At 62.2% G+C, this 26,131-nt stretch carries 22 protein-coding genes and 1 pseudogene; 13 read left to right on the top strand and 10 right to left on the bottom strand.

Annotated elements, in window-relative coordinates; all coding sequences use genetic code 11:
- The first annotated feature begins 4 nt into the window (after window positions 1-4).
- Both AC13F2_RS09820 and AC13F2_RS09815 read left to right on the top strand, forming a co-directional pair.
- A pseudogene (locus AC13F2_RS09820) lies at window positions 5-1,384 on the top strand (PepSY-associated TM helix domain-containing protein).
- A gap of 133 nt (window positions 1,385-1,517) precedes the next feature.
- Entirely contained in the window at window positions 1,518-2,429 is a 912-nt protein-coding gene (locus AC13F2_RS09815) for an ROK family protein (RefSeq protein ID WP_482964342.1), read from the top strand.
- Window positions 2,430-2,474: 45 nt separating this feature from the next.
- On the opposite strand, the gene AC13F2_RS09810 is transcribed toward AC13F2_RS09815, so the two are convergent.
- The gene (locus tag AC13F2_RS09810) at window positions 2,475-3,284 is read right to left on the bottom strand and encodes a class I mannose-6-phosphate isomerase (protein ID WP_482964341.1); all 810 of its coding nucleotides are present in this window, start codon (window positions 3,282-3,284) and stop codon (window positions 2,475-2,477) included.
- A 113-nt stretch (window positions 3,285-3,397) separates the two neighbouring features.
- Here AC13F2_RS09810 and AC13F2_RS09805 point away from each other — a divergent pair, with 113 nt between their 5' ends.
- The gene (locus AC13F2_RS09805) at window positions 3,398-5,647 is read left to right on the top strand and encodes a sensor histidine kinase (protein WP_482964340.1); all 2,250 of its coding nucleotides are present in this window, start codon (window positions 3,398-3,400) and stop codon (window positions 5,645-5,647) included.
- On the opposite strand, the gene AC13F2_RS09800 is transcribed toward AC13F2_RS09805, so the two are convergent.
- A complete protein-coding gene (locus tag AC13F2_RS09800; protein ID WP_196846879.1) occupies window positions 5,633-6,232 on the bottom strand; it encodes a response regulator in 600 nt (199 codons plus the stop codon). The genes AC13F2_RS09805 and AC13F2_RS09800 overlap by 15 nt on opposite strands.
- Before the next feature lie 327 nt (window positions 6,233-6,559).
- The gene (locus tag AC13F2_RS09795) at window positions 6,560-7,792 is read right to left on the bottom strand and encodes an RsmB/NOP family class I SAM-dependent RNA methyltransferase (RefSeq protein WP_482964339.1); all 1,233 of its coding nucleotides are present in this window, start codon (window positions 7,790-7,792) and stop codon (window positions 6,560-6,562) included.
- A gap of 56 nt (window positions 7,793-7,848) precedes the next feature.
- Between AC13F2_RS09795 and AC13F2_RS09790 the strand changes: the two genes are divergently transcribed.
- Entirely contained in the window at window positions 7,849-8,007 is a 159-nt protein-coding gene (locus AC13F2_RS09790) for a DUF1674 domain-containing protein (protein ID WP_103022359.1), read from the top strand.
- Here the strand turns inward: AC13F2_RS09790 and AC13F2_RS09785 are convergent, their stop codons facing one another.
- Genes AC13F2_RS09785 through AC13F2_RS09770 form a run of 4 tightly spaced genes read right to left on the bottom strand, consistent with a single transcriptional unit; the run spans window position 8,008 to window position 13,710 of the window.
- Complete coding sequence (locus AC13F2_RS09785) at window positions 8,008-9,408, bottom strand: cytochrome P450 (protein ID WP_482964338.1); 1,401 nt, start codon at window positions 9,406-9,408, stop codon at window positions 8,008-8,010. It lies immediately after the preceding gene.
- Between the two features lie 38 nt (window positions 9,409-9,446).
- The gene (gene hemH, locus AC13F2_RS09780; protein WP_482964337.1) at window positions 9,447-10,475 is read right to left on the bottom strand and encodes a ferrochelatase; all 1,029 of its coding nucleotides are present in this window, start codon (window positions 10,473-10,475) and stop codon (window positions 9,447-9,449) included.
- Entirely contained in the window at window positions 10,472-12,769 is a 2,298-nt protein-coding gene (locus tag AC13F2_RS09775) for a xanthine dehydrogenase family protein molybdopterin-binding subunit (RefSeq protein WP_482964336.1), read from the bottom strand. Before AC13F2_RS09775 ends, hemH begins: the two co-directional genes overlap by 4 nt.
- Window positions 12,748-13,710 (bottom strand): Mrp/NBP35 family ATP-binding protein, encoded by a 963-nt coding sequence (locus AC13F2_RS09770; protein ID WP_482964335.1) that lies wholly within the window; start codon window positions 13,708-13,710, stop codon window positions 12,748-12,750. Before AC13F2_RS09770 ends, AC13F2_RS09775 begins: the two co-directional genes overlap by 22 nt.
- A gap of 76 nt (window positions 13,711-13,786) precedes the next feature.
- Between AC13F2_RS09770 and hflK the strand changes: the two genes are divergently transcribed.
- From hflK to AC13F2_RS09755, 3 genes are all read left to right on the top strand, one after another.
- Entirely contained in the window at window positions 13,787-14,965 is a 1,179-nt protein-coding gene (gene hflK / locus AC13F2_RS09765) for a protease modulator HflK (RefSeq protein WP_482964334.1), read from the top strand.
- Window position 14,966: 1 nt separating this feature from the next.
- Complete coding sequence (gene hflC / locus AC13F2_RS09760) at window positions 14,967-15,800, top strand: protease modulator HflC (RefSeq protein ID WP_103022354.1); 834 nt, start codon at window positions 14,967-14,969, stop codon at window positions 15,798-15,800.
- Window positions 15,801-15,951: 151 nt separating this feature from the next.
- The gene (locus tag AC13F2_RS09755; protein ID WP_221598061.1) at window positions 15,952-17,484 is read left to right on the top strand and encodes a Do family serine endopeptidase; all 1,533 of its coding nucleotides are present in this window, start codon (window positions 15,952-15,954) and stop codon (window positions 17,482-17,484) included.
- 109 nt (window positions 17,485-17,593) lie between these two features.
- Here the strand turns inward: AC13F2_RS09755 and AC13F2_RS09750 are convergent, their stop codons facing one another.
- The gene (locus AC13F2_RS09750) at window positions 17,594-19,756 is read right to left on the bottom strand and encodes a transglycosylase domain-containing protein (RefSeq protein ID WP_482964333.1); all 2,163 of its coding nucleotides are present in this window, start codon (window positions 19,754-19,756) and stop codon (window positions 17,594-17,596) included.
- Window positions 19,757-19,866: 110 nt separating this feature from the next.
- Window positions 19,867-20,268: a peptide-methionine (R)-S-oxide reductase MsrB gene (msrB, locus tag AC13F2_RS09745; RefSeq protein ID WP_103022352.1), complete on the bottom strand. Its 402-nt coding sequence runs from the start codon at window positions 20,266-20,268 to the stop codon at window positions 19,867-19,869.
- 211 nt (window positions 20,269-20,479) lie between these two features.
- Between msrB and rpsT the strand changes: the two genes are divergently transcribed.
- The 4 genes from rpsT (at window position 20,480) to AC13F2_RS09725 (ending at window position 23,960) form a co-directional block, all read left to right on the top strand.
- On the top strand, window positions 20,480-20,740 hold the full coding sequence (gene rpsT / locus AC13F2_RS09740) for a 30S ribosomal protein S20 (protein WP_103022351.1): 261 nt from the start codon (window positions 20,480-20,482) through the stop codon (window positions 20,738-20,740).
- 439 nt (window positions 20,741-21,179) lie between these two features.
- Window positions 21,180-22,643: a chromosomal replication initiator protein DnaA gene (dnaA, locus tag AC13F2_RS09735; protein WP_103022350.1), complete on the top strand. Its 1,464-nt coding sequence runs from the start codon at window positions 21,180-21,182 to the stop codon at window positions 22,641-22,643.
- Between the two features lie 112 nt (window positions 22,644-22,755).
- Entirely contained in the window at window positions 22,756-23,190 is a 435-nt protein-coding gene (locus AC13F2_RS09730; RefSeq protein ID WP_482964332.1) for a DUF983 domain-containing protein, read from the top strand.
- On the top strand, window positions 23,187-23,960 hold the full coding sequence (locus tag AC13F2_RS09725; RefSeq protein WP_482964331.1) for a HesA/MoeB/ThiF family protein: 774 nt from the start codon (window positions 23,187-23,189) through the stop codon (window positions 23,958-23,960). Before AC13F2_RS09730 ends, AC13F2_RS09725 begins: the two co-directional genes overlap by 4 nt.
- Here the strand turns inward: AC13F2_RS09725 and AC13F2_RS09720 are convergent.
- Window positions 23,949-24,650, bottom strand: coding sequence for an NAD-dependent deacylase (locus AC13F2_RS09720; RefSeq protein ID WP_482964330.1), 702 nt, complete (start codon window positions 24,648-24,650; stop codon window positions 23,949-23,951). The two genes, AC13F2_RS09725 and AC13F2_RS09720, sit on opposite strands and share 12 nt — an antisense overlap.
- Window positions 24,651-24,731: 81 nt before the next feature.
- Here AC13F2_RS09720 and dapB point away from each other — a divergent pair, with 81 nt between their 5' ends.
- On the top strand, window positions 24,732-25,463 hold the full coding sequence (dapB, locus tag AC13F2_RS09715; RefSeq protein ID WP_482964329.1) for a 4-hydroxy-tetrahydrodipicolinate reductase: 732 nt from the start codon (window positions 24,732-24,734) through the stop codon (window positions 25,461-25,463).
- Entirely contained in the window at window positions 25,460-26,131 is a 672-nt protein-coding gene (gene nth / locus AC13F2_RS09710) for an endonuclease III (protein WP_301642191.1), read from the top strand. The genes dapB and nth overlap by 4 nt, the downstream gene beginning before the upstream one ends.

The following is a 26,131-nucleotide window of genomic DNA, read 5'->3' as shown; positions in this document are numbered from 1 at the left end:
GACCGTGGCCGATACTGCGACCTACCGTACGATCTGGCGCTGGCATTTCTATGCCGGCCTGTTCGTCCTTCCTTTCATCCTCATCCTGTCGCTGAGCGGGTCGATCTATCTGTTCAAGCCACAGATCGACCGGTGGGAAGAGCGTAAATATCGCGGCCTGTCGCTCGAAGGCGCAGTGTCGGCCAACCGGCAGCTCGAAGCCGCACAGACGGCTTATCCGGAAGGCAGCTTTCACCATTACCGCATGCCGGAACATGCCGGCGATGCCGCCATGATCCAGCTTGGTCTACCCGGCGGGGCGCTGACGGACGTCTTCGTTTCGCCGCAGGGCCAAGTTCTGGGTACGCTTGATCCGACCGAACGCATCCCGAATGTCATCGCGACATTCCACGGCTCGCTTCTGCTCGGGGATTGGGGCGATCGGCTGGTCGAACTTGCAGCGAGCTGGACCATCGTAATGATCCTGAGCGGCCTGTATCTGTGGTGGCCGCGCCCGTTCAGGGCAGCGGGCACGTTCTGGCCGCGCCTCTCTCTCAAAGGACGCGCGCTGATGAAGGACCTGCACCGCGTGACAGGTTTCTGGATTGCAGGGCTGGTCCTGGTCATGATTGCTAGCGGTTTGCCATGGGCAGGCACATGGGGCAGCGTCTTCAAATGGGCACGCACTGAACTGGGGCTGGTGGAAGGCCCCCAGGACTAGAAGATCGGGTCGGGGCCAGAGATCGTTCGGCATGAACCGGCAGGCAACTGGATTGCCCCTGCGGCCCATGCCCATGCCGGGCACGATCACGGCGACATGGCAGCGCCAACGATGCCAGCACGACAGGCCACCAAGGGGGATCCGCTGCCGCTCTCAAGCTTCGTCTCGAAAGCCAGTGAAGAAGAAATGGCGTTTCCGGTGCTGGTACTGCCGCCTCACGCCCCGCAGCGTTTCGGCCCGCCAACAGGTGATGTATGGACGATCAAATCGGAAACGCAGAACCGTCCCTTGACCCAAAGTGCCACTTTCGATCCGATTGATGGGCGAGAGGTTTCGCGCACCGACTTTGCAGACAAACATCCGATCGATCGTGCGATCAATTATGGAATTGCCTGGCATGAAGGGCAGTTATTCGGCCTCGCCAATCAGATCATAGGTCTGATGACCGCATTTGCCTTGATCGGGCTATCGGTGCTTGGCGTGGTCATGTGGCTCAAGCGAAAGCCGTCGGGTAAACTGGGTGCACCTACAGGATCATCGGTTCCTCATGGTCCCGGTCTGATCATCGTAGTGGTGCTGCTCGGCTTGCTGTTACCCCTGTTCGGCCTGTCATTACTGGCAATTTTGGCGCTCGAACGCGTGGTCGGTCGTTTCGGGAAACGGCGCAGCAAACGCGTGCGATGATTATCGGGAGGGGCGGTGTCCGAACCCGCCCCGCCCACTTGGCGATCTCGACCAGGGCCTGCGGGGCGAAACCCTTGCGCCGCTGGCGACTTCCCCCCACAGATCGACACGTCAATTATTTACGGGAACGACGGTGGCAAATCATCGACAGACCGGCGGGCCATATCTGGCCGGGGTCGAACTTGGCGGTACCAAATGTATATGCGTTCTTGCGGATACATCCGGCGCCATCTTCGCGCGGGAAAGGGTGGCGACGGGGCATCCGAGCGAAACCCTTTCGCGGATCGAGACGATTCTTCACGGTTGGCGCCATGAACATGACATCGCGGCAATCGGGATTGCCAGCTTCGGCCCACTCGATACGGATCCCGCCTCCGCCAACTATGGCCAGTTGCTAGCCACTCCCAAGCCGGGATGGGCCGGGGCGGATTTACGCAGGCTACTCTGGGACACTCCATTCCTCATCGATACGGATGTCAACGGCGCGGCCCTCGCCGAAGGCGTCTGGGGTGCGGCACGCGATCTGCGATCCTGGTGCTATATCACGATCGGAACCGGGGTCGGCGTGGCCCCCATTATTGATCGCCGACCGGTGATCGGCCTCGGACATGCCGAGGCCGGTCATATGATCGTCCCCTCGCCGCGGCCGGGATGGGCTGGAAGCTGCAGCTTTCACGATCGCTGCGTCGAAGGCTTCGTTAGCGGACCCGCATTGGAGGCCCGCTGCGGCCAGCCCGCATCGGACATCGCAGACAGTGACGATGTATGGGACGATGTGGCACAAATCGTTGCGACCCTGTGCCATAATCTTGCTGTGACAGTGGTCCCGGAGCGTATCATGCTGGGAGGCAGTGTCGCTATCAACCGACCATATCTGCTTGAAGTCATTCGGGCGAAGCTGAACGCGAGCCTCGCTGGATATGCGCACGGCGCTCGGATAGCTCAGATGCCGGAGTTTCTCGTCACCGCGAAGCTGGGCGAAGATGCCGGGCCGCTCGGGGCCATTCGCCTAGCGCAATTGGCACTGGCGACATCGGCTCCCTGACGAACCGGCTACCCGCAGCAGCGCCTACGCGCGGTGCAACCGGGATCACAAAGGCTGGGCCATGAAACCGAGAGCGCCCGGCGAAAAACTTATCTCACCCGCATCTTGTGCAAACATACATTGCCCGGGCTCAACCCGTTCAGACCCGACCGTTGCCGTGCCGCGATATGGCAAGACAAAGGCCTTGCCGGAACTGGCGGGCTTACCGTCATTCGACGCCCCATCCACCCGCCAAAGGCGGAAGTAAGGGCCGTCAACGAGCAACGCATTACCCACGTCACCTACTTGGCAATGCAGTGACATGTCGTAAGGTTCGCGCTCCGCGATTGCCAAGGCATCGTCGAGATGAAGTTCGCGAGGGCGCCCGTAATCGTACAGCCGATAGGTCACGTCGGAGTTCTGCTGGATCTCGATGATACTGATGCCGGCCCCGATCGCATGTACGGTATTTGCGGGGATGTAGAAGAAGTCGCCCGGTTTGACGTTATGCCAGGCAAGCAAATCCATGATCGACCCATCCTCCGCGCCGCGCTGCATCTCATCGCGCGAAACGGAGCGCTTGAAACCGATAGCGAGCTTCGCCCCGGGCTCGGCATCGAGCACGTACCAGCATTCCTCCTTGCCCGCTCGGCCCAGACCTGCTGCCATGGCCTGATCGTCATTGGGATGCACCTGCACCGATAACCGCTGGCTGGTGAAAATATACTTCAGCAGCAGTTCGTCGGCCTCAGCGGGCGGCTCGAACCAGATTTCCCCAATCGTATCTCCGGGCGTCTTGTCGAACGGCGCCGAGAGCTGCTTCCGCCCCCAAGGCTTTTTGACATGCCGCGTTCGAAGTTGTTCGGTTGCCGCCATTTGCTCAGATACCCATCGCCATGGCGATAACGGGTAAACCAAGCGGCCCATGTTGCAAACCAAACTGATTGCGAATTGACACCGACACAATTGCGTAGAAGATTGCGCGCACAATGGCGTCGCACTCGTGGCTTACCGCATTGGTGGCATTTGTACTGGCTTTCTGGCCACAAGCGTTACGTGCCGATGAATTGCCACCAGCAATCGAGCTGAAGCCAGACGTCAGCGCAACGGACGTGGTCGCGCACATCCGCTACACGCGTGACCAGGACGCGATCGACGGCCTCAGCCTAACGGCTTTCCTGAACGAACGGCTGCAACCGATTTCCGGTAGCGCGGCTCATTTCGGGGCACCAGGCGACCGGATAGCCCTTGCCATCCGGGTTCGTAACGTTGGCCAGACGGCTGGCAGCTGGATCGTTTCGACCGGACGCGGATCGCTCAGCTATTTCCGCATGTACGAAAGCCGCGGGGATCGTCTCGCTTTACTGGTCGATGGCACCGATCCTTCGGCGGCGGCGGAAAATTTACGTACCTATCAGGCCTTCAGCAGCGAACTGCTTCTGCAGCCGAACGAAGAACGGACGATCGTCATCGACTTCAGGTCGGAAAACTCGACCTACATGCCGCTGGTCATCCAGACCTATGGAGATTTCTTTTCAGATCGCCGCACGAACATCGCCATGGTGGCAGGCGTTGTGCTGGGCGTTCTGGTACTGATCTTTCTGAATTTCGTTTTCTTTTCCATAACCGGACATCGCGAGTTCGCATGGCTGGCGCTGGCTCAAGCGCTGTTCGCGCTGAATACGGTTCATGCGGAAGGGTACCTGACGATATTCTTCCTGCCGGACAGTCCGATGCTAGGCGTGGCAATAGAAGACGCGATCAAATGCGGATTCGCGGCGGCCATGACGCAGTTCGCCCGTAGCTTCATGCGCACTGCCGAACTCTTTCCGCGGCGCGACCTGTTCCTGAAAATCGTGATTGCAGTAAGTCTGCTGGTGATCGCCTTACAGGCCGGGCTGGCGATCTACGAACCTGCTTTGCGCAATGCCATCCATGCCATCGCCTGGCTGGTTGCGGTCGTCGTCGCGCTTTACCTCCCCTTCCTCGCCGTGGCGGGTATGCGGACGATCGGGCGCCAGCTCTGGCCCTTGCTGATCGGCTGGGGAAGTCTCGCATTATTCATCGTATACGCCGCCGTTGCATCGATGGGTGTATTCGATTGGCTGCCGATAAACTGGCATTTGGCAGGCCCCGTCGGATTGTTCGAATCCCTAATGGTCACGCTTGCTCTCGGTCTGCATCTCAAAAAGCTTCAGGCGGACAAGCGCGAGGCAGATAGCAATTATGCGCGATCGATGGCCGAACGCCTGGCGATCAGCGAAGATGCGCAGCGTCTTGCCGAAGAGAAAGCTTTCGCACTGGCCACCGTGAACAGTCAGAACGCTCTGCTACACGCCTCTGGTCATGACAGTCAGCAGGTTATTCTGGCGCTCAACAGTGCGGTTCATGTGCTCGATGAAAGCGGCGATCCCGACAACCGCGAACTGGCCGACATGCTGCGCAGCTCGGCAGACTATCTGGCTGAAATCGCAACGACGACCATGTCGGGCGCTGCGATCGTCGGCGAAAATTCTGGCGCGGCGACCTTGAGCTGCTTCAGTCTGCGCCATCTGGCTGAACCGCTGATCATGATGTTCCGTGGTTCGTTCGCCGCCAAGGGACTGACGCTGCAGGACGATATCGAAGAGGGTCCCAGCATTGTCTCCGACCGACCGGTACTTATGCGTGCTCTCGCGAACATCTTGAGCAATGCCTACACCTACACCAGTTCCGGCGGCGCCCGGCTATCCATGCGCGTGACCGGCGGTAAGCTGATCATTGAGCTAACGGACACCGGCGAAGGCATCGAGGAAAGCGTGCTGAAACAATTGCACGACGATCACGCCAACCGCACAACGGCAGGAGAGAAACGCCAGGGTACCGGTTCCGGGTTCCGGTCGGCCAGGCGCCTGATCGAAGGATTGGGAGGGGAACTGACTATCGTGACGTCCGGACCCGACGGCACCACTATTCGTGCCATCCTTCCCGGCGCCTTTGAGCAGAACCAGTCGTGCACGATCGCCGAGCTCGAAGGCCGGGCGCCGGGATGGCACATTATCGATGTGGACCGAGTACCGGCTGACCAAACATTGATCGCACGTCGGGTGGATGGGCGTAAGCTTGCAGCAGCAACCTACGACGATACTACCATAACACGAGGAAGGCTCAGTCGATCCGTAGATGTCATCCTGATAAAGCCGCTCTGCTGCGAAATGGCCGACCATCCCCTGCTGAAGCGTGAATCACAGCAGCTTTAGCTCCTGCGCCCGGTCCACGATCTTGCGGTTGCTAGGGACGTCGAGCTTCCGGCGCAGTTCGGCAATGTGGAAAGAGACAGTCGGCTGCGCGATCGACAGGCGGTAGGAAATCTCTTTATTGGTTTCCCCCTGAGCCAGATAATGAAGGATCGCCATCTGGCGCGGAGACAAAGCGATTTCTGGAGCTTGCACCGACGCCAGCCCCCTCTGCATCATTGGTGACAGATAGACTTCACCATCGAGAGCAGCATCGCACGCGCGTAGAATTTCCGCCGCAGGCTCGCTTTTACTGACGGCACCTCGAGCGCCCAGTTTAAGCGCGTACTCGATCTCCGTGAACTGCGTTTCGCCGGTCAGGATAATCACGGTCATGTCATTGGAACCGACAATTTCCGCCAATACGTTTATGCCGCGCAGGCCAGGCATATTCATGTCCAGCACCACCAGATCGACTTCCTGCGAGCGAATGAACGCGCTCACTGGTGCCCCATTGTCGAGCACGCCGACAATTCGATAGCGATCGCTCGTGGCAAAGACGGAACGCAAACCGCCCTGGGCTATCGGGTGATCATCGACAATCAGCACCTTGCAGGGATCCGAAGTGCGGCAATTGCCCGGTTCCAAACTGCCTGCATCCCTCACGATGCAAGGGAACCTTGAAAATTTGAACGACCGGGAAGCAGGTGAGCGGGCGGCACGGAAAACCTCTCGACCGGAATGCGGTCCGCTCATCAGTTTGGCGCAAACAGATACGCAATCAACCCTAAATTAATTCGGCTTGCGACTCTTCTCCGCGCGTGGGCAAATCGAGGTGCGACCCGGAGGGCGTAACAGCCCTTTTACCTTTAGCGCCTCGCCCTCGGGCGGGGCGCTTTTTTCTAGGCCTTGCCGCATCATCGAAATCGCGGCGAGCTATTTACCCCAGCGCGCGATGAAAAATCCGTCAAGGCCACCGGCTTCCCCGAGCATGCCCGGATCGGTGCGCAACCAGCCTTCGGCGGTCTGTTCGAGACCAGCCGGGAGATTCTCCAAGCCGATCGGCAGCGGCGCAAGATCGACGGCGCTCGTCTGATCCTCGCCTTCTTCGCGCTCCAGCGAACAGGTTGCATAGACGAATATGCCACCCGGCTTAAGCCATCCCTTTGCCCGGTCTAGCAGGGCCGCCTGCAGTTCTGCCATTTCCGCTATCTGCCGAGCTCCGATACGATGCAGCACGTCTGGATGGCGCCGCGCGGTGCCGGTGGCCGTACAGGGTGCGTCCAGCAGAATCGCATCAAACTGATGTTTCGGCTCCCATGTCAGCGCATCCGCGCGAACGGTGCTGGCCGCAAGCCCGGTGCGTTTCAGATTGGTTTTGAGCAGTTCGAGGCGGCGCTTGGAAATATCGAGCGCAGTCACCTTCCAGCCCTGCGCCGCCAGTTGCAAAGTCTTGCCGCCCGGTGCAGCACACAGGTCGAGCACGTGGCGGCCTTCTCCATCTCCAAGCAGCCTTGCCGGGAGAGACGCGGCTATGTCCTGTACCCACCAGGCACCTTCGGCAAAGCCTGGCAGTTTCTCGATGTTGTCGCCGCGCGCCAGGCGCAAGTGGCCCGGCATCAGGCTGTCTGCAGATAGCTGGACCTGCCAGTGCTCCGTCTCTGCCGGATCGCGCAAGGTCAGATCGAGCGGCGGTGGATCGGCAAGTCCGGCTGCGATGGACGCGGCACGATCGCCCCACCGGGTAGCGACCTCTGCGGGCAAGGTCGGGGCGGGCGGCAAAGCGACCTCGCGTTTGGTGAGCGTTGAGAAAACCCCATGCGCAAGCCGCCTTGGACCGCCGGCCAGCAAATCCAGCCCCGTAGCCACAACGGCATGCGGCGGCGTCTGTAGCCGAAGCCATTGAGCGAGCATCATGCGCAAAACCATTCGCACCTTGGCATCGTCGGGCAGAGGCTTTTTCGTGGCGCTGTCGATCAGCCCGTCGAGATCGACCATCCAGCGCAGAACCTCGGCGGCAATCGCGCGGGCTAGAGCCTTGTCTTCGAACTTGCGCACGTCCTTGGTCGCGCCGTTGAAGGCGACGTCGAGCGTTTCACCGCGGCGTAGGACTGCATCGAGCAGGCGCAGCGCAGCGCGGCGAGCATGGATACCTTGGAGTTCAGCCATTGGCCGCGCCCTTACGCGGACTTGCGCAATGCCGCCAGCACCATCATCTAGAGGACATGACGAAGCAAGAGAGCAAGCGTCCGCAGGGTTTCGAAAAGCCCGCGCACTGGACCAACGATCCCCCGCCCGAACCGAAAAAGGGGACGGATGAGGAAGAACTGAGTCCGACCCGCTACGGCGACTGGGTCAAGGATGGTATCGCGATCGATTTCTGATCAGAGCGCTGTCAGCCTGATCTTCAATCCATCTTTCGGCTTCGGGATTGGCCAGGCCTGCCATTCCGGATCGCCATCGGCCAGTTCTACCCGGTAACGCGGCAGCAGCTGCGCCATCAATATCTTGACCTGCATGTAGGCGAAGTGGAGGCCAAGGCACATATGCGCGCCGCCACCAAACGGTACCCAGGCATATTTATGGCGCGCCTTTACCTGATCTGGCGTGAAGCGAAGCGGATCGAACTTTTCGGGTTCGTCCCAGTACTCTTCGCTATGGTGCGTCCAGTGGATATTGATGCCGACGGGCGTCCCGGCAGGAATTCGGTAACCGCCATACTCGAATTCTCGCAAGGCACGGCGCGGCATGGACGGCACCGGGGGAACGAAGCGCAAAGCTTCCTTGAACGCCATTTCGGTAAGTTCCAGTTTGCCCAGATCCTCGTAAGCAAGGTCGCGCGGTCTCCCGTCAGTGCCCGTACCACCGGTGACGGCCTCCACTTCCTGCCGCAGCTTTTCCTGCCATTCAGGGTTCTTGGCGAGCAGCCACAATAGCGATGTCGCGCTCGACGTGATCGTGTCGTGCGCGGCCATCATCAGAAAATTCATATGATCGACGACTTCGTCGACAGGCATCAGGCTACCGTCGTCATACTCGGCCGTGGCGAACTGACTGAACATATCCTGCCCCCCGCCCTCGGCCCGGCGGCGATGCGTTTCCTGCGTGAAATAGTCGACGAGGAACGCCCGTCCATCGACCCCTTTTTTCATCTGCGTGAAGGGAAGCGGCTTTCGTACGGGCGCCACGCTGGCTTGCACCATGTCGACAAAGGCCCGGTTGATCCGGTCTGCTTCCGGGCCCCAGGAAATGCCGATGAAACTGTCTGCCGCAAGATCCAGCGTCAGTTCCTTGATCGCTGGGTAAAAGCGCATGTCTCCCGCGCCCCATTCCTCGACCTGCCGGCCGATCCCCCGATTGAGTGCATCGGCATAATGGCGCATCGGTCCCGGCTTGAACGCGATCGACAGCGCGCGGCGGTCGGCGCGGTGGTGATCGAAATCCATCAGCATCAGCCCACGAGGGAAGAGCCGATCCAATATGGGGCCCCACCCCTGTTCGGAAGAAAACAGCTTTTCGCGGTCGAACAGGACCAGCTCATTGGCGTCCGCCCCGATCAACGCCACGTTCCAGCCGCCAAAGGCCTTGTTCTTGTAGACCCGTCCATATTTGGCGACCATCGCCCTGGCCATGCCATGAGGATCCGCCAGCATTTTGAAGGTATTGCCGACAAGCGGCCAGCCTTTTTCGCCTGGGATGTGGGCAAGCGTATCCTCATCCGGATTGCCCTGCGTCCAGTGCGCGGGTGCAGCATCGATGGATTGATGAGCGGCAAGCGTAGCCATAGGTAGCTCCTGACAACTTACCTTAGTGTAAGTAATTCCTAGGCGCTAATCCACCCCGACAATTCGCGTCGCAAAAGCGTCTCCAGCATGGCGAGGCCGGGATCGGATACATTCAGGCACGATAGGGCAGCAAAATGCTCGCCGCCGGCCTCGGTAAATTGCTCGCGGCCCTGGATCGCCAGTTCTTCCAGCGTTTCCAGGCAATCGGCAGAAAATCCCGGTGCAGCGATGGCCAGCCGCTTCGTTCCTACCTTTGCCTCTTCCGCCAACACCGTATCCGTTGCGGGTTCGAGCCATTTCGCGCGGCCGAAACGCGATTGGAACGTGGTTCGGAATTTAAGGCCCGGCCTGTGCAGCTTCTCCTGCAGGAGGCGCGACGTCTTCTGGCAATGGCAATGATACGGGTCGCCAAGATGCAGTGTGCGTTCGGGCATGCCGTGGAAGCTCAGCAGGAGCACTTCCGGCTCGAAATCGAGCCCATCGAGCTGCTTCGACAAATCGGATGCCAGCGCATCGATATAGGCGGGATCGTCGTGATAGGGTGGCAGAGTACGCAGCGCTGGTTGCCAACGCATTGTCCGCAGACAATCCGCAGCCTTGTCCACAACAGTGGCTGTCGTTGCCCCGGAATATTGCGGGTAAAGCGGCGCGAGCAGAATTCGCTCGCAACCGGAATTCTTGAGAGCCTGCAATCGGTCCGGAATCGATGGCGTTCCGTACCGCATGGCCCAGTCGACGTTTGCTTCGTTCCCCAACCTCGCCTGCATAGCCTCGGCCTGCTGACGCGTAATCACCGCCAATGGTGACCCAGCGTCGGTCCAGACCTGGCGGTAAGCATGCGCACTTTTCTTGGGCCGGGTATTGAGGATGATGCCGCGCAGAATGGGCTGCCAGGCAATGGGCGGTATCTCGACAACTCTTCTGTCGGAAAGGAACTCCGCGAGATAGCGTTTGACCGCCCCAGGCTCTGCCGCATCCGGCGTACCCAGATTGACGAGAAGAACGCCGATCGCCCCGGATTTCACCGGCGGATGGTCGGCTGAAAGCTGTTGATCACGCCAGGTCATATGCCCTCCGAAAGCAGTGGCAGACGGCGAAAGCGGACTCCGGTCGCAGAGTAAAGGGCATTCGCAATTGCAGGCGGAGCAACCGCCACGCCGAGTTCGCCAGGATCGAACGCGGGCGCATCGCTGGTAATGAACTCGACAACGATGTCCGGACAATCCGCCAGCGTCGGGAGCGACAGTCCCGACAGACGGTTTGGCACAGGTTTGCCGTCTTCATACGCGATGCTGGACCCGGTCGCGAGGGAAAGGCCGAAGATCAATCCGCCTTCGATCTGCTGCCGGGCGATGTCATGATTGACGATCCGTCCGATATCGACGGCCGCATGCAGTTTCGTGACACGGACCCCGCCCTCGCCCAGTGCAGCCTGCGCCACGCAGGCAATACGCCCGCCGCTGTCGGGAGAGCCCATCCGGACCATGGCCAGCCCCTGACCGGTGCCGCGTCTGCCGCCGTCCCAACCGGCAAGCCGGGTTGCCCGGCGCAGGCAATCGGCCATGCGCGGCATGCGGCCCAGCATCTCCATGCGATAGAGGAATGGATCACGCCCCGCGCGTTCGGCCAGTTCATCGATGAAGCATTCCGTAAAGAACGCCGTGTAGGCCGGCGCATTGCCGCGCAGCCGCCCCGTCGGAAACGGCAATGAAACGGGCAGATGATCGATGGCCACGTTATCGATCGCATAGGGCGGAACCGCGCCTTCACAGGCCAGCACGTCCGCTTCACCCTCGGAGTGTTTCATTGCAGCTTCGGCGGTCTTGTTGTCGAACAGCCGTCTGCCGAATTCGCGAGCGGTGGCGGGCATGGCAAGGCGTGCGCGCCATGCGGCTATGCGCCCACCGCTGGCAGGCACGAATGCGGCCTCCATGCGCGCACTGACCGGGGTGCGGACCGGCACCGACTGAAATTCCTGCACGCGAGGCCATGTCAGTTGCACTGGTCGGCCAACCTCTTTGGCGATTTGCGCTATTTCGATGGCATGCCGCCTCTCGAGGCGGGCATCGAAGCTTCCCCCCGCCGCCGTGGGATAGAGAACGACATCTTGCGGTGACAGTCCGATCGCCCTTCCCGCCGCCCGGCGCGTCATTTCCGGTGCCTGTGCGGCGATCCATAATTCGAGCGTGTTGCCGTCGAAACGTGCGGTGGCGCTGGCCGTCTCGATGGCAGCGTGGACTGCCGGAGCGACCGTGTAGGTTTCCGCATAATCGGGACGAGCCAGCAGATCGTCGGCATCGCCCACATCGATGGTACGCTGTGCATCGACGGCGCCATGCGCGGCCTCCAGCGCTTCCATCGCGGCGTCGCTTTCTACAGCGCCATCCCCGCCGAAAACGGGCCGGATTTTGCGTAACGCCTGCTCGGCGACCCACCAGCTCTCGGCTGCTACTGCGAGGTATTTCTGCGACTTCACCACGGCGACGACACCCGACATGCCAGCAACCGCCTCGGGGTCGAACCGCAGCAGGTGCGATGCACCGAGAGGGCCATGCCTGATCGATGCATAGACCATTCCCGGCAACCGGATGTCGCCTGCGAAGAGGAAACTGCCATCGACCTTGGCAGGAAGGTCGAGGCGGGGGAAAGCCGGGGCAAGTTCGGCTTCGGCAGGCGAGGGATCTTCGGCGGCGCGTTCGACCTTCACCGGGGGCGGTTCGGGCGGATCGAATTGCGCTGCATCGACCACCAGATCGCCGAATGCAAATTGCTGGTCGCCATGGCGGACGAGGCCGCCAACAACTTCGCATTCCTCCCAGTCGACATTCCATCGCGCTGCCGCTGCCATGGCGAGCAGGGACCGTGCGGTGGCAGCAGCTTCGCGCAGGGGTGGCTCGTATCCTGCCAAACTAGTGCCATCTGCCGTTGCGATGAAGGCGTTGCTGCGGGCGAAGTTTTCCGCCAGCCGACTGCCAGGATCATCGGCAAGACTAGGCAGATTGGACCAGAGCGACGCCCATTTCGCAGCGAGAGGAACATTCGCGTAAAGACCGGAAGGCGGCGCGGGCTCGACGGCAATCTGTCGCCAGTCCGCGCCAAGCTCGACGGCCACGACCTGCGTAAGCAGGGTTGTGACCCCCTGCCCCATCTCCAATTGGGGAACGGCTACCGTCACCACGCCATCCCGGCCGATGGTGATCCAGCCGCCGAATTCGCGCTCGTCCGGTCCGGGCGCTAGGGGGCTCGAATAGTGACGCGGCCAGAGCCACCACGCGACAGCAAGCCCGCCACCCGCCGCTGCGCCTGCAATAAGGCCGCGCCGGGTCACAGGGAGCTGGCTTAACTTTTCGCGCCAATCCATTCGTCGACCTTGGCAGCGATATCGTGAAAGGGCTTCGCGAGCGCATCATCGCCTGCGGCCGGCGGTGTACCGCGATCGCTTCCCTGCCGAATGGCGAGGTCGAGTGGGATGCGGCCGAGAAAAGGCAATTCCAGCCGTTCCGCCGCCGTTTCCACTCCGCCCTTGCCGAAAGGGTCAGAAACCTCGCCGCAGTGCGGGCAGGCATAGCCGGCCATGTTTTCAACCAGCCCGATGACCGGCACGCCGGCCTGGTCGAACAACTGGCCCGCCCGCGCCGCGTCGATCAGGGCGAGGTCCTGCGGCGTCGAGACGAGGACGGCGCCCATGGGCTTGTAGCGCTGGAGCATGGTGAGCTGGACGTCGCCGGTGCCGGGGGGCAGATCGACCAGCAGCGTATCGACATCGCCCCAGTGGGCATCGATCAACTGCGAGAGCGCATTGCCCGCCATCGGCCCGCGCCATGCAAGCGCGCGGCCTGGCTCCACGAGATGGCCCATGGACAGCATCGGAACGCCGAAGGAACTTTCGATCGGAACGAGCTTCTTGTCGCGCGCGATGGGTTTTTCGCCCTGATTTCCAAAGATCACCGGCTGCGACGGGCCGTAGATATCGGCATCGACCAGCCCGACGGCGCGGCCCGCTATCTTCAGCGCGATGGCGAGATTGGCGGTCAGGGTCGACTTGCCGACACCGCCCTTGCCGCTGCCGATGGCGATCAGGCGGCGCTGCTTGCGCTCCGCAGTCATGACGATGCGGACGTCGGAAATGTCGTCATACTCTAGCAAACGGGTGTCAATCAAACGTTTGATTTCGTCGCGTTGATGCTCGTTCAGTCCGGCAGCGTCGACCACGGCAATAGCCCTGCCGTCCTTGACGGAAAGCGTGGTGACGTGTTCGGCAAGGCCGGCGGGAAGTAGCGATTTCGGGTCGGTCGAACTCATGGGCGAGGCTGCTGTAGCATCGAAAAGCGCGCGGCAACCCCTGTTTTTCCGCCGAACCACACCTATAAGGGATCGCATGAGAATTTTTGACGGGTTCGGACACAGGATTTCCCTGGCAATGGCGGGCAAGAAAAGCCCTTGGGGCGGAGGCTCCGGGGATGACGGCGACAGCGACGGCGGCAAGCCGACGGGTTCGGAAGGCGGCGACAAGCCGAAGGGTCCGCGCAATCCATGGCTGCCACCCGGTAGCGGCGGTGGCAGCGGCGATGGTCGCCGCGGCCCCAATATCGAGGATATCTTCAAGAGCCGCGGTCCCGAGGGCCCACGGCGCCGCGGCGGCGGTGGCAGTGGCCCCGGCGGTCCGAACATGCGCTTCCCGCAGCGGCCCGGCGGCAAAAGCTGGTTCCCGATCGCCGTGATCGCGATCATCGGCATCGGCGTGCTGGCGACCAGCGTGCATCTGGTCGGCCCGCAACAACAGGCAGTGGTCAAGACGCTCGGTAATTATACCCGCGCCATGCAGCCGGGTCTCAATTTCTCGGCCCCCTTCCCGATCGAAACGGTCGAAGTCGAAGATGTCGAAGGTGTGCGTTCCGTCCGCATCCCCGGCAACGACAATCAGGCCAAGCTGATCCTGACCGGCGACCAGAACCTAGTCGACCTGAGCTATATCGTGCGCTGGAACATCAAGGACCTGTCGGACTTCAAGTTCCGCGTTGTCGATCCCGTCGACACGGTCAACGAAGCGGCAGAAGCCGCCATGCGCGCCGCAGTTGCCGAAACCGAGCTGGACGAAACCTTCTCTGGCCAGGGTCGCGCCGCGATCGAGCTGGATGTGCGCGAGCGCATGCAGCGCACGCTCGACGGCTACCGGGCCGGCGTCAACGTGCTCGGCGTCGAAATCGAAAAGGCCGACCCGCCCGCACAGGTCGTCGATGCCTTCCGCGACGTGCAGGTCGCCGAACAGAATGCCGATGCCGCCCGCAACCAGGCGCGCGGTTACGCGCAGCAGGTTCTGGCACAGGCACAAGGTGAGGCGGAAGCCTTCGACAAGGTGTACCAGCAGTATCGCCTTGCCCCGCAGGTCACCCGCCAGCGTCTTTATTACGAAACCATGGAGCGTGTGCTGAGCCAGACCGACAAGACCATCGTCGAGACCGGCAATGTGACACCCTATCTGCCGCTTCCCGAGATCCGGCGACGCGCCCAGCAGAGTTCACCTGCCACCGTTGTGACAGCACCGGAGGGCCAGTGACATGAGCAACTTTTTGCAGAACCACCGCTACACGGTCATCGCATTGGGCGTATTGCTCGTCATCTTCATGATGAGCGCCTACATCGTGCCCGAGGAAGAACAGGCCGTCATCATCCGCACCGGTGAACCGGTCGGCACGGTCAATACGCCCAACGGCACGACCAATGCGGGCATTTATTTCCGCGTACCGTTCATCGACAGCGTTCGCCGCGTCGAGAAGCGGCTGCTCGATCTGGAAATGACCGACGAGGAAGTGCTGTCCGCCGATCAGCAACGTCTGCTGGTGAACGCCTATGCCCGTTTCCGCATTACCGACCCGGTCCGCATGGTGGAACGTGCCGGATCGACGGACGGCGTGCGCAACGCGCTGCAGCCGATCCTGAACTCCGTCCTGCGTCAGGAACTGGGCCGCCGGACCTTCCAGGCCATGCTGACGGCAGAGCGCGGCAGCGCGCTGGCCAATGTCCGCGCCAATCTCGACCGCCAGGCGCGCCAGTATGGTGCCGAAGTGGTCGATGTGAAGATCATGCGCACCGACCTGCCCGAAGCGCCGTTGCAGTCGGCCTTCCGCCGCATGGAATCCGACCGTGCCCGTGAAGCGCGAACGATCCGGGCGCAGGGCGACCGCGATGCCCGTATCATCCGGGCCGATGCCGATGCGGAGGCCGCGCGGATCTACGCCGAAAGCTTCGGACAGGATGCGGAATTCTACGATTTCTACCGTGCGATGCAGAGCTACGATGCGACGTTTTCCAACAGCGAGAATCCGTCGGAGAGCAGCATCATCCTGTCGCCGGACAACGAGTATCTGCGGCAGTTCCGCGGTCGGCGTTGATCGTTCGTCGAACGATCCCGGTGCCGTTCAATCGGCATTCAGCGGCCAGCGACACAGTCGTTCGCCGGAACGCCAGGCTCGTTAGGCGGTAAGTCTGCCGTCAGTAGAGTCGGTGCAAGTATTTGAAGAGGACGAAAAGGACGTGAAGCCAGTGCGATATGCATATTCCGTGACGAGTGCGCTGCTGGTAGGCGGCGCCGCGATCTCGCTCGCGACCGGTTTTCCGGCTGGAGCCCAGGTTGCGCAGAACGACGACAGCCATATGGCCCGTGTCGTCCCGCGCGCCGGTGCCCCAGAGAGTTTCGCCGACCTGACGGCGCAGCTGCAGCCAGCGGTGGTGAACATTTCGACCCGGCAGCGGATCGAAGTGCCGACCAGCTCGGGCAACCCTTTTGCAGGCACGCCGTTCGAAGGCCTCTTCGGCCAACGCGGCGGAGCGCAGCAGGAACCGCAATACCGCGAAGGCCAGTCGCTGGGTTCGGGCTTCATCATTTCGGCCGACGGTTACGTCGTGACGAACAACCACGTCGTCAGCCCGACAGGGCGCGGGACGGTGGAAGAGATTACCGTCATCATGCCCGACGGGACCGAACATAATGCCGAACTGGTCGGCACCGATGCATCATCCGATCTCGCAGTGCTGAAGATCAGCGGCAGCAAGGCTTTCCCCTTCGTCGAGTTCGGCGATTCGCGTCAGGCGCGGCCGGGCGACTGGGTGGTGGCCATCGGCAATCCCTTCGGCCTGGGCGGAACGGTAACGTCCGGCATCATTTCGGCCATCCAGCGTGTCACCGGACAGGGCGGCGCATACGACCGCTACATCCAGACCGACGCCAGCATCAACCGCGGCAATTCGGGCGGTCCGCTGTTCGACATGCAGGGCAATGTCATCGGCATCAACAACGCGATCTTCTCGCCTTCGGGCGGCAGCGTGGGCATCGGCTTTGCCATCCCCGCCGAGATCGCCGCGCCTATCGTGCAGAAGCTGCGTGACGGCGTGGAAATCGAACGCGGTTATCTGGGTGTGCAGATCCAGCCGGTGACCGACGATCTGGCAGCATCGCTGGGCATTGCGCAGAAGCGTGGTGAATTCATCCAGTCGGTCCAGCCCGGCGAAGCGGCCGAAAAGGCCGGCATCGAGGCTGGCGACATCGTGACGAAGATCAACGGCAAGGATGTGACGCCCGAACAGACGCTGTCCTTCCTCATCGCCAATATCCGGCCCGGCACGACCATCCCGGTCGAACTGATCCGCAACGGTGAAACCCGCCGCGTCAATCTGACCGTCGGCCGGCGCCCGTCGGAAGAAGAACTGCGCCAGCAGCAGCAGTTCAATCCCGATGCGCAGGACGAGGATTCGATGGAGCCGGGCGACAATGCGGTGATCGAGGACAACCTCGGCCTGCAGGTGCTCCCGCTCACGGGTCAGATCGCGCGCCAGCTTGGCGTCGATGCCGATACGCAAGGTGTCGTCGTTGCCGGTGTCGATCAGAATTCGGACGCAGCCCGCAAGGGCCTGCAGCGCGGCGATATCATCCTGACGGCGAATTACCGTCCGGTTACCACGCTGGAAGGCCTGGAGAATGCGGTGCGCACCGCACAGAGCGAGAACCGCGAGGCCTTGCTGCTGCGGGTGCAACGCCGTGGCCGTCCGCCGCAGTATGTGGCCGTGCGCCTTCGCTGAGGCATCAGCAACACGCACAGGAAAAGGGCGGCCGCCGGAATGGGGGCCGCCCCTTTTCGTACCAGGGCCAAATCATTGAGCCTTCGGGGCGGCGCTGGCGCCGCCAGGGCTATGGGCGCTGGTCGCGCCTCGCCCCCGTAGCTTCGTTGAGGAAGTCATCCCCGATCGCCTGAGGCGCGCCATCGACCCCGCGCGGAGGCTGTTGGGGCTGGGGCGGCTGCTGCGTCGGCCTTTGACCCGGTACGGGCTGACGCGGCCGATCGCCTTCGAGCGTCCGGTCGAACTCGTCGCCGAAGGGATCTTCGCGCGGTGTGTCCGATGTGCCGGGTTCGATCAGATTGCCCTGCTCGTCGATGAAATAGTAATCTTCCGGATCGCCGAGCATGTACTCGTCATCCGGTTCGAGCTGCCATTCCGGAAGCTGCAGATCGGTGTCGAACTGTTCCACGGGGCGATCCTTGACGGCATAACGCATATAGGCGGCAAAGGCGCGCGCCGGTGCAGTACCACCCTGCAATCCGCCCACGCGCACATTGTCATCCCGCCCCATCCAGACCCCGGTCGTGATGCCGGAGGAAAAGCCGACGAAATAGCCATCCTTGTTGGAGCTTGTCGTACCCGTCTTGCCCGCTACCGGCCTGCCGATATCGGCGGCGCGGCCGGTCCCGGTGGCGACTGCGGTCTGCAGCAGGTCCGTGATCCCGGCAGCGACATAATCGGGCACCAGCTGCGTGCTGCGCGTATTGCGCTCGTGCTCGTAAAGCAGGTCGCCATCGGTCGTTTCCACTTTCAGGATGCCATAGGGTTCGACCGAATTGCCTCCTGCCGACACCGCGGCAAACGCGCGGGTCATGTCGATCAGGCGAACCTCGTTCGTGCCCAGCACCATCGATGGATAGGTGTTGATTTCGGTCGTGATCCCGAAGCGCCGCGCCATGGACGCGACCGTACCGAAGCCGACTTCATTGCCGAGCTGCGCGGCGACGGTGTTGATCGAATAGGCAAAGGCCGTGCGCAGATCGATTTCACCGACATTGCGGCCCGACGAATTGCGCGGGCTCCACCCGTTGATGCTGACCGGCGTATCCACCACGCGGTCGTCGGGCGTGTAACCGGCCTCGAGCGCTGCGAGATAGACGAACAGCTTCCACGACGAGCCCGGCTGGCGACGGGCATCGGTGGCGCGATTGTAATTGGTCTGGATGTAATCGGTGCCGCCGATCAGCGCGAGCACCGCCCCGTCGCGGTCCATGCTGACGAGCGCACCCTGCGCGCCATCGGGCGTATTGGACTTTATCGATGCGGTGGCGGCCCGCTGCATCCCCACATCGAGCGTGGTCCACACCTCGATCGGTTCGAACGTTTCGGGCAGCAGAAGATCGAGCTGCGGCAGAGCCCAGTCGGTGAAATAGCGGACCGAGTTCTGGCCCGCTTCTTCCTTGAGCTTCACGGCGCTGGGATCGACGGTCGCATCGGCGGGGATGCGGCCCTGTTCCTTCATCAGGCGCAGGACGACACTGGCGCGGCCCACTGCGGCATTCACATCGGCCGTGGGCGAATAACGGCTGGGCGCCTTGACCAGCCCGGCGATGATCGCCGCTTCGGCGGTGGAGAGTTCGGTCGCCGGATGGCTGAAGAATTTGCGGCTGGCAGAATCCACGCCATAGGCGCCGCCGCCGAAATAGACCTTGTTGAGATAAAGCTCGAGGATCTGTTCCTTCGAGAACTTCGCCTCCAGCGCCATCGCGAGCACAGCTTCGCGCAGCTTGCGATCGAGCGAACGGTTGTTGTTGAGAAAGACGTTGCGCGCCAGCTGCTGGGTAATGGTCGAGGTTGCCGACACGCGCCGGTCACCGGTCGCCGCGGTATAGACGGCGCGGACGAGGCCATAGGGATCGATCCCGAAATGCGAATAATATCTGCGGTCCTCGACCGAGATCATCGCATCCTTCATCACCTGTGGGATTTCGTCGGAAGTCAGCCACTTGCCGTAGCTGGGGCCGAGTTCCACGATCTCGGTCCCGTCGCGTGCGCGAACGACGATGGTCTGCGCCGTCTGCGTCGCCTTGAGCTGATAATATCCGGGCATCGACCGGGCCGCGAAGACGACGGCCAGGCCGACGAACAGGGCGACAAGGACCGCCAGCGCCCCGCCCCAGATGACAAGGCGGCGCATCCAGAACTTGACCCGGCTCTGCGGCTCGTCCGCTGCTGCGCGCGATGCGCCATCCTTGCGCGCGGCGCTCTTGCGGCGGCTCCCTCTCTTATCCATCGGTTATGCAGATACCCATTGTTAGTCGCCGGCTCCAGTCGGAGGCCCTATAAATATCGGGACATCGCATGGCGAGGTCTAATCCCGCCTGAATGGATGCGCCTGAAGCGTCAGTCGTCGGGTTCGAAATCCAGCGCAGCCGAATTGATGCAATAACGCATGCCGCCGCGATCGGGTGGGCCGTCGGGGAAGACGTGACCCAGGTGACCGCCGCAGTTCGAGCAGGTCACCTCGGTACGGATCATGCCGTGGGATATGTCGCGGTGTTCGTCGACGACCTCACCCTCGGCCGGGGCGGTGAAGGCGGGCCAGCCGCAGCCGCTGTTATATTTGTCGTCGCTTTCGAACAGCTTCTGGCCGCAGCCCGCGCAGTAATATTCGCCGGCGTCGTAATGCTTGTCGTATTTGCCGGTGAACGCGCGTTCGGTCCCCGCTTCGCGCAGGACGTGGTACTGTTCGGGGGTCAGCTTTTCGCGCCATTCGGCATCGCTGGTGTCGGGCTTGTCGCTCACATACTTGTCCTTTTGCCGGAGGTCCTACATATAGGAGCAACCGGAGCCGATGCACGCAGTTCCGCAACCGCGTTCCGGTCGCCACCACGATTTGCTTGACGATTCGCAGGGGCGCCGCTAAGTGCGCCGCTTTCCGGCGGCCCGTGCCGCCCATTCGCACGCACCCAAAGAGATTTCGCCGCGCATGCCGTGCGGCCTGACGAGGACAAACATGGCCAATACGCCGCAAGCCAAGAAGCGCATCCGTCGCAACGAAAAGCGCGCCGACATCAACGGTGCCCGCCTGAGCCGCATCCGCAACTTCCTCAAGAAGGTGGAAGTCGCAATCGAAGGCGGCGACAAGGACAATGCCCAGGCCGCGCTCAAGGCAGCCCAGCCGGAACTGGCACGCGGTGTCGCTCGCGGCGTGTTCCACAAGAACACCGCTGCTCGCAAGATGAGCCGCCTGTCGAAGCGCGTTTCCGCGCTCTGATTCGCTCTCGCCGGCACGCCGGCAGGGAAAGACAAAAGGGGCCGCCGGTCGAACCGGCGGCCCTTTTGTCGTTTTCGCGTTTCGTTTTGGTACGCACCTTTCGGGCGGCCTCGGGAAGAAGCGCCAGAAACCCGCGATTCGCATCGTGACTTCGAGAAATTGCGAGTAAATTCATCGACTTGAACGGGGGCCTGCGGCTTACATCTGAGTCAACAAGTATATTTCAGGTTTTTTACAGTTATCCCCCTTGCGACTCATCCGGCCCGCGACCTAGACAATGGTCATCGGCTCGGGACGGGACAGCCCGGGCTCTTAGAAAATCGATAAAGTGAGGGAGACCTCCGGAAGCACCGATTCCGGAGCATGGCCAGACTGTGCCTCTTTCGCTGACCATCAATTCAAGGGTGCCGCACGGCGCCCTTCGGGGGACTGTACGAGAATGCGCGACGCAGCGAAATCCGGGGCGACCAAAAAGGCACAGGACGATTTCATGGAAGATCTGGAAGCGGTAAACCTGGCGGCGGATTGGGCGGACATCAGCCAGGGCCTGCGAAAGGATCTGGGACACCAGCTTCACAGCCAGTGGATCAAGCCGATCCAGGTCGGCGGCATCGAAAAGGATACGGGCACGCTCGACCTTTTCCTGCCCACCGAATTCAGCGCCAACTGGGTCAAGGATCGCTTTGCCGACCGCCTGAGCCTGGCATGGAAGATCGCCCGCAGCGAAGTGCGCGATGTCCGCATCCAGGTGCATCCGGGACGCCGTCAGGTCACCGATCTGCGCCTGCATTCCGATGGCCGCCGTCCGGCGAACGACGGCGCGGATACCTCGATGATGGCAATCGGCGCCGATACGCTGGGCGATACCGGCTTCACCAGCTCGGTCGGCCTCGACCCGTCGCTGACCTTTGCGGCATTCATCACCGGCGAAGCGAATGTGCTCGCCTTCAACGCAGCTCAGCGCATGGGCGCCACCGAGAAGCCGCAGTTCTCGCCGCTCTATCTCAAGGCTGCCACGGGCCAGGGCAAGACGCACCTGCTCCACGCAATCGGCCACAGCTTCCTGCAGGCGCATCCGCGCAGTCGCATTTTCTACTGCAGCGCCGAACGCTTCATGGTCGAATTCGTCCAGGCGCTGAAGGCCAACCAGATGCTGGAATTCAAGGCCCGCCTGCGCAGTTTCGACCTGTTGCTGGTGGACGACATCCAGTTCATCATCGGCAAGGCCAGCGCGCAGGAAGAACTGCTCTATACGATCGATGCGCTGCTGGCCGAAGGCAAGCGGCTGGTATTTGCCGCAGACCGCGCGCCCCAGGCTCTGGACGGTGTGGAACCGCGCCTGCTTTCGCGTCTCTCGATGGGGCTCGTGGCCGATATCCAGGCAGCCGATATCGAACTGCGCAAGAAGATCCTCACATCCAAGCTTACCCGCTTCGCGCCGCTCGAAGTACCGGCGGATGTGCTCGACTTCCTGGCCCGGACGATCACGCGCAATGTGCGCGAACTGGTCGGCGGCCTCAACAAGCTGATCGCCTATGCGCAGCTGACGGGGCAGGAAGTGTCGCTGCAGCTTGCCGAAGAACAACTGACCGATATCCTTTCGGCCAATCGCCGCCGGATCACGATCGACGAAATCCAGCGCACCGTGTGCCAGTTCTACCGGATCGACCGGTCCGAAATGAGCAGCAAGCGCCGTGCGCGCGCCGTGGTCCGTCCGCGGCAGGTTGCCATGTATCTCTCCAAGGTTCTGACGCCGCGCAGCTATCCGGAAATCGGGCGCAAGTTCGGCGGCCGCGATCATTCCACCGTCATCCATGCCGTCCGCCTTATCGAAGACCTGCGCCAGCGCGATGCCGATATGGATGGCGATGTGCGCAGCCTGTTGAGACAGCTGGAAAGCTGACAGGAAAATCCTGCAGCTCTTCGGGCCGCTTCCACAATCCATGCACCGCCTGTCGACAGGGCCATACACAGACCTGTCGACAGGCCGCGCGTGACAGGCCAAAGGGCTGCGGATGCCGCATCACGACTCCCCTGCCCCGCGAGCGCATATCGACCTGCCGCATTCCTTCGCCGCCGTGCTCATCCGCGGTGCGCGCGGCGATTGTCCGCGCTGCGGGGAAGCGAAGATCTTCCGCAAATGGCTCAAGCCGCATGATCGCTGCGCAGCCTGCGCGCTCGATCTTTCGGTCCAGAGCGCAGACGATTTTCCGGCTTACATCTCCATCTTCGTGACAGGGCATTTGCTCGCGCCGATACTGATCATGCTGGCCAGCGATTTCGCCCTTTCGGCCCTGGCGATCGTTTCGATCATCATCCCGCTCGCCATCGCCATGTTGCTGGCGCTGCTCCAGCCGTCCAAGGGCGCCGTGATCGCCATGCAGTGGTGGCATGGCATGCATGGTTTTCGCAAGGAACGTGCGCCCGAGGGCGAGGACGAACGCGCGTGAGCCTGTCACCGGAACGCCTCGATCGCTTTGCGCGCCACATCGTCCTGCCGGAAATCGGCGGCGCGGGGCAGATCGCCCTCGCGAAAAAGCATCTCGTGCTGGTCGGGCTTGGCGGTATCGGCAGCCCTGCCTTGCAATATCTCGCGGGTGCGGGGATCGGGAAACTGACCCTGATCGATGATGACCGTGTCGATGCCAGCAATCTCCAGCGCCAGACCTTGTTCAACGAACGCGACATCGGTCATGGCAAGGCGGTTATCGCCAAGCGTTGGGTAACCGGCTTCGATCCCGAACTGGACGTGCAGATCAGCGACCGGCGGATCACGGTAGCCAATGCACCCGATCTCGTGATCGGGGCGGACCTCGTACTCGACGGGACCGACAATTTTGCCACGCGCCTTGCCGTTTCCGACGCCTGCGTAGCAGAGCGCGTACCCCTCCTCTCGGCCGCTGTCGGTCGCTTCCAGGGGCAGGTCGGCGCCTTTGCCGGACATCTCGCCGGGGAAGCCTGCTACCGTTGTTTCGTGGGCGACGCTTTCGATGCAGAAGACTGCGACACTTGCGCCGAAGACGGCATGCTTGGCGCCATGGCGGGATGGGTTGCCACCTTTGCAGCGATGCAGGCGATCCGCATCCTGCTCGACGGCGTCAGCACCTTGGGCGATACCGATTGGGGCCGCGTCCATCTGCTGGATGGCCTGAAGCCGGGCATGCGCAGTTTCGCCATCGCCAAGGACCCGGCCTGCAGCGCCTGCGGGTCAGCCGCCTAGCACCTCGTCGACCCATTGCGGCACCAACTGCGTGGCAGGGCCATGACGCGATTCGTGGAACCAGCGCGAACCCATGCTTGCCTCCAGATTGAGTTCGAGCGTCCGCACGCGCATTTCGCGCGCTTCCTGTACAAAGCCGGCCGCCGGATACACCGCGCCCGACGTGCCGATACTCACGAACAGATCCGCCTTGCGCAAGGAAGCGTAGATGCGGTCCATCTCGTACGGCATTTCGCCGAACCACACGACGTCGGGGCGCAGTGCACGTTCGCCGCATTCGGGGCAGGCCGGCCGATCGAGCATCGGCCCGGTCCATTTCGCCCGCATATCGCAGGCCGTGCACCATGCATTGAGATGCGTACCGTGCATGTGCAACACACGGCTCGCGCCGGCCCGTTCGTGCAGATCGTCGACATTCTGGGTGACGATCAGCAATTCGCCGTCCCATGCGGCATCCAGCTTCGCCAGCGCCTCATGCGCAGCATTGGGCTGCTTGGCCTGAATCGCCTCTCGCCGCATATCGTAAAAGCGCAGCACAAGGTCCGGATCACGCTCGAAAGCTTCAGGCGTCGCGACGTCTTCGACCTTGTGCTGTTCCCAGAGCCCGCCTGCATCGCGGAAGGTGTCGATCCCGCTTTCAGCGGAAATTCCCGCCCCGGTCAGGATCACGATGTTGCGCATATCGGCCATTGCCCTCAAGTAGCGAAGGCGCAGGGCAATTCAAACCACCTGCGAACAGCGATACCAAATCAAACCTCACATGGAGAACCAATGGCGCGGATCGGGATAATCGGAAGCGAAGGTGCCATGGGCCATGCGCTGGCTCACGTCGTCGCGGCGAGCGGACACGAACTGGCCGGCGGTATCGACCGCGGCGGCGATCCGGCGGGGCTGGCCGATGCGAGCGACGTGCTGATCGATTTCTCCGTTCCGCAAGCCCTGGATGCGAACCTTCACGCCGCCATCGGTGCCGGTATCCCCATTGTCATCGGCACGACCGGTCTCGATACATCGCACCATGATGCAATCGACAATGCCGCGCGGGTCGTCGCCGTTCTGCAGACGGGAAACACCTCGCTCGGCGTGACGCTGCTCGCGCATCTCGTGCGAGAGGCCGCGGCGCGGCTTGGCCCGGACTGGGATATCGAAATTCTCGAAATGCACCATCGCCGCAAGGTCGATGCGCCCAGCGGCACGGCGCTATTGCTGGGCGAGGCGGCGGCGCATGGGCGCGGGATCGACCTTGCCGAGCAGTCCGAGCGCGGGCGCGATGGGCATACCGGTGCGCGGCAGGAAGGGGCCGTCGGCTTCGCCAGTCTGCGCGGCGGGACCGTGGCCGGCGAACACAGCGTGATCCTTGCCGGCGAGGAAGAGCGGCTGACATTGTCCCACAGCGCGGAAAACAGAAGCATCTTCGCCCGCGGCGCCGTGCGCGCTGCCGAGTGGATGCTCGCGCGCGAGGCGGGCCGCTATACGATGGAAGAGGTTTTGGGTCTTCAATGACGAAGGACCAGATTTTCGAGTTCTTCCGCCGGCTTGCCGAAGACAATCCTTCGCCCGAAACCGAACTGGAATACGGCAATGCCTATCAGTTGGTCGTCGCGGTCGCCCTGTCCGCACAGGCGACGGATGTCGGGGTCAACAAGGCCACCCGCGCTCTGTTTCGCGAGGTGGAAACGCCGGAACAGATGCTGTCCCTGGGCGAAGATGGCCTGAAGGAGCATATCAAGACCATCGGCCTGTTCAATTCCAAGGCGAAGAACGTGATTGCGCTCAGCCAGTTGCTCGTCGACGAATACGACAGCAAGGTGCCCGACACGCGCGAGGATCTCGTGCGGCTGCCCGGTGTCGGGCGCAAGACGGCCAATGTGGTCCTCAATTGCTGGTTCGGACAGGAGACCTTCGCGGTCGACACCCATATCTTCCGCGTCGGCAATCGCACCGGCTTGGCCAAGGGGAAGACGCCCGAACAGGTCGAGGCAAAGCTCGAACAGCGTGTGCCCCAACCCTTCCGGCTGGGCGCGCATCACTGGTTGATCCTGCATGGCCGCTATGTCTGCAAGGCACGCACACCCGAATGCTGGCGGTGCACCGTGGTGGACCTGTGCAGTTACCGCAAGAAGGTGCTAGAGAAACCAGGCAGGGGCAACACAAAGACCGGTCCGGGCTGA

The sequence above is a fragment of the Qipengyuania sp. L-5Y genome (genome assembly GCF_056859455.1).
Note: the sequence above shows the minus strand (reverse complement) of the source record. Positions and strands in the feature narration are given on the sequence as shown.